General features: G+C 66.7%; 10 protein-coding genes. 3 read left to right on the forward strand and 7 right to left on the reverse strand.

Annotated features, from left to right (window positions below; genetic code table 11):
- The first annotated feature begins 209 nt into the window (after window positions 1-209).
- A complete protein-coding gene (locus B7R22_RS09470; protein ID WP_116411502.1) occupies window positions 210-1,154 on the forward strand; it encodes a phosphodiesterase in 945 nt (314 codons plus the stop codon).
- Here the strand turns inward: B7R22_RS09470 and B7R22_RS09475 are convergent.
- From B7R22_RS09475 to B7R22_RS09490, 4 genes are all read right to left on the reverse strand, one after another.
- A complete protein-coding gene (locus B7R22_RS09475) occupies window positions 1,151-2,821 on the reverse strand; it encodes a stealth family protein (RefSeq protein ID WP_116411503.1) in 1,671 nt (556 codons plus the stop codon). The genes B7R22_RS09470 and B7R22_RS09475 overlap by 4 nt on opposite strands.
- Entirely contained in the window at window positions 2,818-4,956 is a 2,139-nt protein-coding gene (locus tag B7R22_RS09480; protein ID WP_116411504.1) for a DEAD/DEAH box helicase, read from the reverse strand. Before B7R22_RS09480 ends, B7R22_RS09475 begins: the two co-directional genes overlap by 4 nt.
- Before the next feature lie 224 nt (window positions 4,957-5,180).
- Window positions 5,181-5,621 (reverse strand): DUF6804 family protein, encoded by a 441-nt coding sequence (locus B7R22_RS09485; protein ID WP_253258986.1) that lies wholly within the window; start codon window positions 5,619-5,621, stop codon window positions 5,181-5,183.
- Window positions 5,618-6,109, reverse strand: coding sequence for a heme-degrading domain-containing protein (locus B7R22_RS09490; RefSeq protein WP_116411505.1), 492 nt, complete (start codon window positions 6,107-6,109; stop codon window positions 5,618-5,620). Before B7R22_RS09490 ends, B7R22_RS09485 begins: the two co-directional genes overlap by 4 nt.
- A gap of 42 nt (window positions 6,110-6,151) precedes the next feature.
- Between B7R22_RS09490 and B7R22_RS09495 the strand changes: the two genes are divergently transcribed.
- Both B7R22_RS09495 and B7R22_RS09500 read left to right on the forward strand, forming a co-directional pair.
- Window positions 6,152-7,069 (forward strand): pseudouridine-5'-phosphate glycosidase, encoded by a 918-nt coding sequence (locus B7R22_RS09495; protein WP_116411506.1) that lies wholly within the window; start codon window positions 6,152-6,154, stop codon window positions 7,067-7,069.
- Window positions 7,062-8,045: a carbohydrate kinase family protein gene (locus B7R22_RS09500; RefSeq protein ID WP_172582288.1), complete on the forward strand. Its 984-nt coding sequence runs from the start codon at window positions 7,062-7,064 to the stop codon at window positions 8,043-8,045. Before B7R22_RS09495 ends, B7R22_RS09500 begins: the two co-directional genes overlap by 8 nt.
- 20 nt (window positions 8,046-8,065) lie before the next feature.
- On the opposite strand, the gene B7R22_RS09505 is transcribed toward B7R22_RS09500, so the two are convergent.
- The 3 genes from B7R22_RS09505 to B7R22_RS09515 all read right to left on the reverse strand — a co-directional run bounded on the left by B7R22_RS09505 (window position 8,066) and on the right by B7R22_RS09515 (window position 12,031).
- Window positions 8,066-8,644 (reverse strand): SGNH/GDSL hydrolase family protein, encoded by a 579-nt coding sequence (locus tag B7R22_RS09505; protein WP_116411508.1) that lies wholly within the window; start codon window positions 8,642-8,644, stop codon window positions 8,066-8,068.
- A 22-nt stretch (window positions 8,645-8,666) separates the two neighbouring features.
- Window positions 8,667-10,295: an SDR family oxidoreductase gene (locus B7R22_RS09510; protein ID WP_253258987.1), complete on the reverse strand. Its 1,629-nt coding sequence runs from the start codon at window positions 10,293-10,295 to the stop codon at window positions 8,667-8,669.
- Window positions 10,296-10,519: 224 nt separating this feature from the next.
- Window positions 10,520-12,031, reverse strand: a complete 1,512-nt coding sequence (locus tag B7R22_RS09515; protein WP_116411510.1) for an HNH endonuclease signature motif containing protein — start codon at window positions 12,029-12,031, stop codon at window positions 10,520-10,522.
- Window positions 12,032-12,108 lie beyond the last annotated feature (77 nt).

Genomic DNA, 12,108 nt, shown 5'->3' on the forward strand with positions numbered 1-12,108 from the left:
CTCTCCGGGCGCGCTGACTGGGGGAAAAGGTCGCCACGCCGACCTCAGAATGACATACTTCTTCAGGCACAAAATCATCGAACCTCTTGTTTCTGCATAATCCGCGTGGCGTTAACCTCGCGTCCAGATATGTCTGGTTGGCTTTGTCTCGCACCACCCGTCGTGCGCCCACCACAGCGGGAAGTCAACACGAAACGGCTCACGTCACAATGACCACCCTCGCGCAGTACCCGCGTCCGGACCACTTCGTACTCCATTTCAGCGACACGCACTTCGTCGGCGGTGACGACCTGCTGTACGGCAAGGTCGACAGCGAAGGCCATCTCACGAGGATCCTCGGGGAGCTGCTCGAGTCGGGTGCCCGCCCCGAGGCCATCATCTTCACCGGCGACCTCGCCGACAAGGGCGACCCGAAGGCCTACGAGAAGCTCCGGGCGATCGTCGAGCCGGCCGCCGCGAAGCTGGGTGCAGTCGTGATCTGGGTGATGGGCAACCACGACAACCGTGCAGCGTTCCGCGCCGGTCTCCTCGACCAGCAGCCATCGATGAAGCCGATCGACCGGGTGCACGACATCAACGGCCTCCGCATCATCACCCTCGACTCGACCGTTCCCGGCTCGCACTACGGTGAGGTCACCCCCGACCAACTGGACTGGCTCGCCGAAGAGCTCTCGAGCCCCGCGCCGCACGGCACGATCCTCGCCATGCACCACCCGCCCGTGCCTAGTGTGCTCGACCTCGCCGTGATGGTGGAGCTCCGCGACCAGGCGTCACTCGCCGAGGTCTTGCAGGGCAGCGACGTGCGCTCGATCATCGCCGGCCACCTTCACTACTCCAGCACCGCGATGTTCGCGGGCATCCCGGTCAGTGTCGCGTCGGCCACCTGCTACACCCAGGACCTGAACGTACCCATCGGCGGCACCCTCGCCCGCGACGGCGCCCAGGCCTTCAACCTGATCCACGTCTACGAGAACACCGTGCTGCACTCGGTCGTGCCGATCGGGCACTACGCACGGGTGTCGTACACCAGCGCCTCAGAGACGGCGGCCATCCTCGACAAGGCCAGCGTCGCCTTCGCCCCGCCCGCCGCCGCACCGGTCACGCCCGAGGAGCCCCTCGTCGTGCCGGCACTGGCGGCCGCGCGGCTCAGCTAGCTCGCAAGCTCCCGGGCGACAGCGCGCTCCGACTCCCAGGGGGCCGGGAACGGGAAGTACTGCTCGAGGAACTCCTGCACCACGAGGGTGCGCTCCGCGGCATCCACTTCGGGGTAGCTGCCGTCGTTCAGGCAGAAGAAGTCGAATGAGCGCTTCCGGAGGATGTCCGGCAGGAGCCCGAGCCCGGAACGCATCGTGGTGTCGACGTATGACACTCGCGCCGCCTCCTGCACCACCGCCTGCCCGGTCATCAGGGCGTAGTAGTGGTAGAACGAGTTGGTCACCGAGATGTCGGTGCTCGACCGGAAGCGACTGGCCGCCGTGCGGCGGAAGTCCTCGGGGAATTCGTTCTCGAGCTCCTGCATGACGCTCTTCCGAAGCGGCGCGGCAGCGTGCTCGAGGTGACGGGTGATGATCCGCCCGAACTTCTCCCAGAGCAGCCGGCGGTTGACCCGCGCGGCGTTCTCGAAGCCGCTTCGGCCGAGGTCGTTCTCGCCGAGGCCGATGCGGGTCTGGGCTTCGATGAACTTCGTGACGCCACCGGGCGAGAAGAACATGCTCGGCTGCACGGGGCGGCCGAAGAACATGTCGTCGTTCGAGTACAGGAAGTATTCGCTGATGCCCGGGATGCGGTGCAGCTGGCTCTCGACGGCCTGCGAGTTGTGGGTCGGCAGCACACTGGTGTCCTCGAAGAACTCCTCGCTCGGCACAAAGGTGACCCGTGGATGCTCGGCGAGCCACGCGGGCTTCGGAGAGTCCGTGGCGATGAAGATACGCCGAACCCAGGGCGCGAAGAGGTACACCGAGCGGAGGGCGTACTTCAGCTCGTCGATCTGGCGGAACCGGGCATCCGAATCGTCGCCGTCGCCCGCGATGTAACCGGTGCCCTGTGCGCGCCTGCGACGCTGGTACTCGATGTCGTTGCCGTCGACCCAGGAGAAGACCATGTCGATGTCGAAGACCACGTCGGTCGCCTGCACGTCGAACATGCCGCGGAGCGTTCGCCACGTCTCGCCGTAGAGCTCCACCGTCGAGGGGATCGCCTCGGTGCGGGGCAGGATGCGTCTCGTCAGAGAGTTCTCGACGGGGCAGATGATGTTCTCGTCGTCGAAGCTCCAGAACTGCAACTCGATGCCGATCGACGACCCGTAGGTGAGACCGCCGACGGGTTCGACGCGCGGCCGGTACAGGCGGAAGATGCGGGCCTTGCGGCTCTCCGACAGCGTTCCGGTGCTCACCAGCATCGGCGGACGCTTCTTGCCCGTGACGGTCTTGGAGTACATCGGTTCGTTCTGGCAGGCGAGCGCGAGGGCGCGCTCGAGCTTGCGACGGGCGGCCGCGTCGACGACCACCACGGGACGTTCGTCGTTGCCGCGGATGAGAAAGAACTCGATGCCCGCACCGAGCAGGGCGCTCCGCACGAACAGGAGGTCTTCGACCATCGCCTCGTGCGGGGTCAGCGTCGTGTTGACCAGGGCGAGCATGCCCTTTCGAACGATGACATCGGGCCGGCCGTGGCTCTTCGGCCAGGAGCGCGGTGCGCCGAGGTGACCGGATGCCCGATTGAAGAGTTCTTCGGGCGCCTCGGGCTCGAGGCTGTTCTCCAGGGCGACGTTGTGGGTCGCCGCACTGCCCGTCGAAATGCCGGCGGAGGTGCTGCCGATCATGAGAGGGCCGCCTCGAGCAGGCTGACCAGAGCTTCGAGTTGCACGCTGTCGCCCGACGAGATCTCGACATCCGAGCCGTCGAGCGCCCGGGCCGCGAGGCCCTGTTTGCTGTCGATGAGTTCGGCGATCTTGGAGTCGATCGTCTGGGCCGCGATGATGCGCCACGCCGTCACCGGCTCGGCCTGGCCGATGCGGTGCACGCGGTCGATGGCCTGAGTCTGCTCGGCGGCCGTCCACGACAGTTCGGCGAGCACCACGTTCGACGCTGCCTGTAGGTTCAACCCGACACCGGCGGCGGTGAGCGAACAGACGGCGACCGACACGGACGCATCGTTGTTGAACGCGTCGATCTGGGACTGCCGGAACGACGCGGTCTGGTCGCCCCGGATCGAGATCGTGCGGAGGCCTGCCTTCGCCAACGCCTCCTCGGCCTGGTCCATCACGTCGATGTGCTTGGCGAAGAAGACCACCTTGCCGACGGAACGCGCGAGCTGGGCGGCGTAGTCGGCGGCGAGGCCGGCCTTGGCCTGGCCGATCTTCCGCACCATCGTGAAGACGTTCTCGCCGGTCGAGGACGACTTCGACTCCTCGAGCTCGGCCTTCGCGACGAGACGCATCAACTCCTGGTTCGGGCCGTCGGAGGTGTCGTACCCACTGCCCATCGCACCGGCGGCTGCCCGGCGGTACTTCGTGACGAGACGTTTGCCGAGTTCGGCTTCGGCCTGGCGGATGGACCGCCCGAGGTCGTCGTCGAGTTCGACCGGGAGGTCGACGACGCGTTTCGCCGGGAGGTCGGCCGCGACATCCACCTTCTTGCGGCGGACGATGCCCATGTCGATGACGGCCGAGCGGGCCTCTGCGAAGAAGCCGAAGTCTGCGGGGGTAAGCCCGGTCTCCTCGAGCTTGCCCATGAGTTCGGGCGTGGGTTTGTCGCCGTCGATCCAGCCGAGGAGCTGCCAGATGGCACGGAAGTCGTCGACGTCGTTGATGAGCGGGGTTCCGGTGAGCGCCATCATCAGCGGGTCGCCACCGGGAGCGAACTTGCGGATGCGCTCAGCGAGGGCGAGCACGTTCTTCGAGCGCTGCGACTGCATGTTCTTGATGAAGTGCGCCTCGTCGACGACCATGCCCTTGAACCCGAGAGTGCCGAGCCAGGCGAGGTGCCGGTCGAGCACGTCGTAGTTCACGATGACGACGTCGGCGAAGGCGTCGAGGTTGGCCCCGTCGCCCTGGATGACCGTGGCGCGCCTGTGTGGTGTCCAGATCTCGACCTCACGGGCCCAGTTCATCTTCACGACACTCGGCACGACGGCGAGCAGCGGGTAGGAGTCGGAGACCGAGGCTGCCAGCAGCGACTGCGCCGTCTTGCCGAGACCGGGCTCATCGGCGAGCAGGAACGAACGGTGACCGGCGGCGACGGCGGCGATGAAACGCGCCTGGTGGTGCATCAGTTCGTGGCCGGGAGGCGAGATGCGGTCGATCTTCGGCGCTTCGGGGAGGTCCATGCTGGCGACGGTGCCGCCGGAGCCGTACTCAAACGCTCGGTAGAGCGGGCTCAGGAGCTCCCAGCTCGAGAGGCGCCCGCGCGAGACAGGCCGGTTGGCCGTGGCCGCACTGAAGTCGGGGGCGAGGAACGGGTTGGCGAGCTGGCGTGCTTTGACGGACTGCGGCATGACCTGCTTCTCGGCGGCGCCGGGCGAGAAGGTGAAGGCGGTGGCGAAGGGCGAGGCGGGCGGCGGGGCCGGAACCTCTTCTTCGGCCTCGACCTCGATACCGGCATCCATCAGGTATTCACGGCGCATGCGCTGGGCCACCGGCGAGACAGCAACGTCGCTCTCGAGCAGGGTGATCAGCGAGGTGTCACGGGCGGCCGTCTGGGCGAGGATGCCCGCGATGCCGTCGAGTCGCTTCAGCTGCTCGGCCCGTTCGCCGTCGCTCAACTCGGAGTCGCCCTTGATACGGGCGCGTTCCTCGCGCATGAGGAGGGCGACCACGAGGAACTTGGTGCGGTTCGAGGGAACGACCTTGCCCCTTTGTGCGGCAGCCTCGACCTCGCGCACCTTGCGGGCGAGGATCGGGATGAGGCCGGTGTTGTCGACCGTTCGGGTGGACCGGCGAACGCCTGATCGTGACATGCTCCTCCTGTGGAGTGGGGCGGCGCCGACATCCAGACCCAGCTGGAGCTTTCGAAACCGCGAACCTGCACCGGATCTTCGACCACGACCAGCTGTGTTTTCAGAAACAACTGCGGGTTTCCCGGCGCTGACACCATTCTACTGCATCACCGGGGCCGATTCTGCTACCGGCGCTCCGACACGAGGAAATCTCCGCTAGTAGTCCTTGGGCCGCTGCGCGGCCACTATCTGTCCTTCGACACCGGGATCTTGATCAGGAGTCCCGCCGCGACGAAGACGACCGCGGCAGCCAGGTGCAGCGCATACCAGACCGGTGGGATGAAATCGAGCGGCAGGATCGGGTTCCACACCACCGCGATCGGCACCAGCCCGGCGATCCACCACCACTGCTTCGCCTGGTACGCGAACACGCAGACGATCAGGGCGAGGATCGCGATCGCGTAGCGGAAGAGAGTGAACCAGCCCGAGTCGATCACCGCGACGGCGGCGAGCAGGATGACCGCGGCGAGCAGCCCCGGAGCGAGCGCCGTGCGCGTGAACGTCGGATAGCGCGACTGCACATTTTTGCCCCTGACCTGCGGAGCGGGGCGCGCCGGCTGACTCCGCAGCTGCTCGTTGCGAAGCCGCTGCTCGCGCAGCTGGTCGTCACGTTCTTTCTTCGTCACTGCTCGCCCTGCAGCCATTCCAACGCGCCGAGCACCAGTTCGTGGTCGTCCTTCTGGGCCAGCCCGGAGACTCCCACTGCGCCTATCAGCGAGCCGCGCACGAAGATCGGCACGGCCCCGCCGTGGGCGGCGAAGAGTGCGGGGTCGAGCCTCGAAGACAGCTCGAACGTGGTGCCGCGCGAGCGGAACAGGGTGCCGACGACCAGCGACGACTCACCGTAGCGACGCACCACGCGGAACTTGCGCTCCAGCCAGTCGTCGTTGTCGCTCGACGCCCCGGGCAGCCCCGCGTGGAAGACGCGCTGGTCGCCGAAGACAACAGAGATCGCGATCGGGAGGTCACCCTCGAGCGCCCTGTCACGCAGGTGCGAGCCCACAGAGAACGCGTCGTCGTGGTCGAACGACTCGAACTGCAGGGCACGCTCGCGGGAGCGGAGCTGCTCCAGACGTTCGGCTTCTTCGAGGATGGCAGAATCACTGGTAGGCATAGCCCCCAGCCTAGAACTTCGAGCGAACAGAAAGATCCACGGATGCCCCAGCCCTTCCTCGTCTCCGACGCCGTTGCGGATGCCCTGCAGCACGGTCGCCCCGTCGTCGCCCTCGAATCGACGATCATCTCGCACGGGCTCCCCCGCCCCCGCAACCTCGAGGCCGCGAAGGAGTTCGAGCAGATCCTGCGCGACACCGGCGTCACTCCGGCGACCATCGCGGTGCTCGACGGCATCCCCCGCATCGGGCTCGATGCCGACGGCGTGGCCCGCATCGCCAACGAGGACATGGTCAAGGCGAGCGTGCGCGATCTGCCGATCCTTGCTGCCAAGGGCATCAGCGGGGCGACGACGGTTGCCGCTACCGCGTACCTCGCGGGGAAGGCCGGAGTGCGCGTCTTCGCCACCGGCGGGCTCGGCGGTGTGCACCGGGGCGCCAACGCGACCTTCGACGAGTCGGCCGACCTCAGCTCGCTCGCCCTCGCCGGCGTCACCGTGGTCGCGGCGGGCGTCAAGAGCGTGCTCGACATCGCGGGCACCCTCGAACGGCTCGAGACCCTCAGCGTGCCGGTCGTCGGCTATCGCACCACGAACTTCCCGAGCTTCTGGCTCACCGAGTCCGGCGAGCAGATCGACTGGTCTGTCGAGTCGCCCGCGGAGATCGCCCGGGTCATGCGGAGCCAGGACGCACTCGGCCACGGCCAGGGCATCATCGTGGCGAATCCCTTGCCGAGCGATCTGCAATGGGAGCCGGAGGAGCACGACCGGGTCCTGCTTGAAGCGCTGGCCGAAGCCGATGCGCAGGGCATCAGGGGCAAGGCCGTGACACCGTTCCTGCTGTCATACATCGTGGGAGCATCCGGTGGCCGGAGCCTCGAGGTCAACCTCGACATCGCGCGCAACAACGTGCGGCTCGCCGGCGAGATCGCGGGTGCGTGGAGCGCCCTCGCGCGTGAGTGATGTGAATCCGCACGTGCGGGTCGTGATCGTCGGCGACGTGTTCGACGACATCATCGTGCGTCCCACCTCGGGCATCCGCACCGACACCGACACCCTCGCCAGCATCGAGCGCCGGGCGGGCGGTTCTGCCGCGAACACCGCCGCCTGGCTCGGCTCGCTCGGCACCCTCGTGGACTTCGTCGGTCGCACCAATGTCTCCGACACCGTTCGCCACGAGAACCTGCTGCGGGATTCCGGGGTGACGCCTCACCTCGCGGGCGAACTCGTGCTGCCGACCGGCACCATCGTGGTGATCGTCGAGGCGAACGACACCCGCACCATGCTCACGGAGAAAGGCGCGAACGTCGACACGTCGCCCTCTGACGTGACTGACAGGATGCTCGCCGCAGCAACCCATCTGCACTTCACGGGCTACACGTTGTTCAGCGGCCAGCCGGTCGACGGCTTCACCGACCTGGTGCGGCGCGCGAAAGCGCAGGGGGTCACCGTCTCGGTCGACCCGGGATCATCGGGCTTCATCGTCGACCACGGCGTGACGGGTTTCCTACGGGCGGTGGAGGGTGTCGACATCCTGTTCCCGAACCTCGACGAGGGGCGCGAGCTCACCGGTCGGACGGATGCTGCGGGGATCGTGGATGCCCTGGCCGAACACTTTCCCTTCGTCGCCCTGACACTCGGGCGCAGAGGCGCGCTGGTCGGGGCCGGAACCGGAGTCGACGCCCTGCGCATCCCGATCTCGTGCGTGCCCGCAGAACCGCGGGACACCACGGGTGCCGGCGATGCCTTCGACGCGGGATTCCTTGCTGGGCTGTTCGACGGTCTCACTGCGTCGGACCGGCCGCTCGCGGCACGCGGCGAGACGTTGCGCGGGCAGCTCGAGCGGGCCGGCACGTCCGGTGTCGCTGCGGCTACACGTGCAATCGGGATCGTCGGGGCGCGGCCCGGCGGAGTGGTGCCGCACAACGCTCTCGGGTGAACCGCCGGGCGTCAGCTCTGTCAGAAACCGCGGCGGAGCTCCGGCAGCCGGATCGGTCGGCTCTTCGGCGGGAGCCCGTGCACCCGTTCGAGAGCCGGTTCGAGCTCGGAGAGCCACGCCTCGTAGCCGTCGGAGTTCAGATGCAGCCGGTCTGTCGTGTAGGCGGGGTTCAGCTCCCCGTCATCGAGCGCCAGAGCTGGCCAGAGGTCGAGATAGTGGGTGCGCACCGATGAGGCGAACTGCCAGATGTGCCGGTTGATGTCGCGGATCTGGGCCGCATATTCGTGGCCTCGCGGCATCACCGACTGCAGCAGGATTTCAGCGTCGGGCAACTCGTTCCGGAGCATGACCAGGATCGTCTCGATGTTCTGCACCACATGCTCGACGGAACGCCTCTTCGCCAGGTCGTTCGCTCCGATCAGCAACACGACGGTGCCGGGATTCACCGCGACGACCTCGGCCAGTCTCTCCTTGACGCCGTCGGTCGTGTCGCCCGGAACACCCATGTTGTGCACGGTGTAGTCGCCGAAGTACTTCTGCCAGTCTGCGCCCGCCGTGAGACTATCGCCCAGAAAGACGATCGAGGGATTTTCGATCATGTCCGCCTCCGTTGCCCGTTCGTCATAGTGTGTCAGCTGAGTCGGCCCTGTCGGCGGAATCGGCGGAATCAGCGGAATCGACAGAATCGGTCACGCCCGCACCCGCGGCGTCGGCCAGATCGGCCTTTTTCGTGGAAACCTTCTTCGTCGGCCCCGGATGCTCGTTCCTCCGCTCGGCCTCCCTCACCGCTGTCTCGGTGATGTGATTCGCCATCCCTGGGAAGATGAACCCGTGGAACGGCAGGATCGAGTACCAGTACAACCTGCCGCCGAGCCCTCGGGGGAAGAACACCGCACGCTGGGTGTAACGCGAACCACCGCCCGCGCGCGGGGCGACGGTCAGCTCCAACCAGGCCCGACCCGGCACCTTCATCTCGGCGCGCAGGCGGAGGAAGCTGCCCCGCCTGATCCGCTCGACCCGCCAGAAATCGAGCGCGTCACCGGTGTGCAGGTGATCGGGGTTGCGGCGGCCGCGGCGGAGCCCGACTCCCCCGACGAGCTTGTCCATCCAGCCCCGCACCCCCCACGCAAGCGGGAACGAATACCAGCCGTTGTCGCCGCCGATACCCTCGATCACACGCCAGAGGTCGCCCGGACGGGCATCCGTCTCCCGCACCTGCACGTCGGTGTAGACGGTGTGACCCGCCCAGTCCGGGTCACTCGGCAGGTTGTCGCTCGGCGCGCCCTGCACGACGCTGTCCTGCCAGCTCGTCTCCACCTGCCCATCACGCATCTTGCCGAGGGCGAGTCGCACAGCGCGGCGATAGCCGGTGAGCCCACCCTCCGGGTCGGGAATGTAGGCCTTGATGTCCTGTTCCTGGGCGACGCACTCGAACTGCAGCGACTCGATGATCGGTACAGCGAGATTGCGCGGAATCGGCGAGACCAGGTTCACCCACTGTGACGCGAGCCACGGGGTGAGCACCGGCAGGGGCGCGATCGGACGCTGGTTGAGGCCCGCCTCCACCGCGTATCCGTTCATCATCTGCCCGTAGCGGAGGACATCGGGCCCGCCGATGTCGAATGTGCGGTTGAGGGTGTCGGAGACCCCTGCGGCGCCCAGAAGGTAGTGCAGCACGTCCCGAACTGCGATCGGCTGGATGAAGTTGCGCACCCACTTCGGCGCCGGCATGTACGGAAGAACCTCGGTGAGGTGACGGATCATCTCGAAGCTCGTCGACCCGGATCCGATCACGACGCCGGCCTGCAACGCGATCGTCGGAACGCCCGACTGGAGCAGGATGCTGCCCACCGCCGCACGCGAACGGAGATGCTGCGACAGTCTCTGGCCTTTCGGGTGCAGCCCGCCCAGGTAGACAATTCGCTTGACGTCGGCTTTCAGGGCGAGTTCTGCGACGTTGCGGGCCGAACTGAGCTCGGTACCGTCGAAGCTGCCCTTGCCGCCCATCGAGTGCACGAGGTAGTAGAGCACATCGACACCGTCGAACACACCCTGGTTCTCGAGCGACTCACGGTCGCTGAGGTCGCCCTGCACGATCTCGACCCTCGGGCCCCACGGCACGTCAGCCAGCTTCTGAGGTGAACGCACCAGAACGCGCACTTTCCAGCCTGCTTCGAGCAGCCGCGGCACAAGTCGACCACCGATGTACCCCGTGGCGCCGGTCACGAGAGCGGTTCTGTCAGTAGTCACCCGTTCAGGGTACGCCGCTCGGCTGGGCGTTGGGAGAACCGGTGTGCCGATTCTGTGCGTGAGCGCCGGCGCGCACGCTGCCGCAGCTACTGCTGCCGCGCCCTGCGGGCTTGCCGTCGGATTGTTCGGTTCTGGATGCGCGTGGCTGGATCGGTGGTGCGGCCAGCCGAGGCGAGGCTCGGAATGCAGATAATTGGCTGAGGTGGCCGGGTGAGGGCATCGTTCTACCCGGTGTCGCTGTGATGATCATTTTGCAGACCCTCGCCTGATGAGTGGCCCATTGGCTTGTTGCCGGGTTTCATCTGTCTGGCCCTGTTTTGTTGGCAGGGTCGGGGGGTTTGGTTCCAGTCGAGGGATTGGGGTGGGATGACGTGGGGGGTGCCGTTTCGGATGGTCAGTTTCCAGCGTGCTTTGTGCACGTTTGAGTGGTGGAAGTGGCAGAGCAGGGCCCCGTTGTCGAGATCGGTCAGCCCGCCGGTGTGGGTTGGGGATCGCCACCCGTCGACGTGGTGCGATTCGCACCAGGAGGGGGGTGCGTTGCAGCCTGGCCAGACACACCCGCCGTCCCGGGCGGCCAGGGCCCGGTTCTGTGCTGCGGTGAACAGGCGTCGGGTCTTCCCGTGTTGGAGGACCTGCCCGTGCTCACCGAACAGGGTCGTGATGACATCCGCATGGCACAGCAGCGTCTCGACGGTGGTGTAGGGGACGGGTTCGGTGAGCCCGTCGATCCAGCCCACACCACGCCCGGAGGTGACGTCGTCGAGGGTGGCGTGCAGGTTCACAGTCGGTGCCGCACCGTTCAGTCGGGGCACCGTTGGGTCCTTCGCCCCCAGCTCGATCAGTTGCACAAGACCGTCGGCGCGCTTTTGCCCTGCAGTCCGGGTCTCTGCCGTTACAGCGTCACCCAGCTCACCGGCGGCGTCTTCGCCGGTGGTGGCCGGGTCTGGTTGGAACGAGACGATCCGCGGGCTTGTGAACGGTTCGAGGGCGGCGCCGATGATCCCGGCCATCGGGGCGGACAACATCCCCGTGATGCGGGTCATCCCGGAACAGTGGGGTGTCAACGTCAAATACCGGCGTTCGTGCAGTTCTGCGTCGCGTGGTTCTGCGCCGTCGGGGTCGAGGTGCTCCTTGTACCGGATCGCGAGATCATCGACCTCACGCACCGAGTACCCGAACCCCGCGACGCGATCCTGCGCATACGACACCAGCCCACCCTCAGCCTCCTCGACCTCCTCGGTGAACCCGACACGGGAAGCCACGTCGGTGAGGCGGCGGGTGATCATCTCCGCAACATCCACCCCAATATCGCCCCGCGCCAACGCCTCGGCGACGCGGGGGAACTGCGGCGGATTCGGCAGACCGACCACAGACATCGTCATGTGGGTGCGGGTTGCGAGCCGAAGGCGATCCTGAACCGTCCGCTTCGACGCCTGCGTCACCGTCTCCAGAAACAACTGCACAGACCGGAACCCCTGAGCCTTAGCCAACGCATCGTCGCCGTGCTCGACAGCAGACAAAGCCGCCACCTCCCCAGCCATCCGCACACGCAACCCATCAATGATCCGGCCCAACGACTCGACCTCCGCGGTAGCAGCCATCACATCCTCGTCGGCAAGCCCGCAGGGCGCGGCAGCCCCACCACCAGACGGCGGCAGCACGCCCAACCCCTGGAGGGCATCCACCATTCCGTGCATCACCGAAGCAATGTCGAAGGAGGCGGCTGGCTGGTTCATGCTCCAAGTCAAACACCAACCACTGACATTCCCTCAGTAAATCAGGGGCCTGGCAGGTCGAAATTCAAAACTCTCAG

It is taken from the genome of Subtercola boreus, assembly GCF_003399635.1.
GTDB lineage: Bacteria > Actinomycetota > Actinomycetes > Actinomycetales > Microbacteriaceae > Subtercola > Subtercola boreus_B.

Bases quoted from the DNA above. Each gene is read 5' to 3' on its own strand.
- B7R22_RS09470 (WP_116411502.1), top strand. From the start codon at position 210: ATGACCACCCTCGCGCAGTACCCGCGTCCGGACCACTTCGTACTCCAT.
- B7R22_RS09515 (WP_116411510.1), bottom strand. From the start codon at position 12,031: ATGAACCAGCCAGCCGCCTCCTTCGACATTGCTTCGGTGATGCACGGA.
- B7R22_RS09480 (WP_116411504.1), bottom strand. From the start codon at position 4,956: ATGTCACGATCAGGCGTTCGCCGGTCCACCCGAACGGTCGACAACACC.
- B7R22_RS09475 (WP_116411503.1), bottom strand. From the start codon at position 2,821: ATGATCGGCAGCACCTCCGCCGGCATTTCGACGGGCAGTGCGGCGACC.
- B7R22_RS09505 (WP_116411508.1), bottom strand. From the start codon at position 8,644: ATGATCGAAAATCCCTCGATCGTCTTTCTGGGCGATAGTCTCACGGCG.
- B7R22_RS09495 (WP_116411506.1), top strand. From the start codon at position 6,152: ATGCCCCAGCCCTTCCTCGTCTCCGACGCCGTTGCGGATGCCCTGCAG.
- B7R22_RS09490 (WP_116411505.1), bottom strand. From the start codon at position 6,109: ATGCCTACCAGTGATTCTGCCATCCTCGAAGAAGCCGAACGTCTGGAG.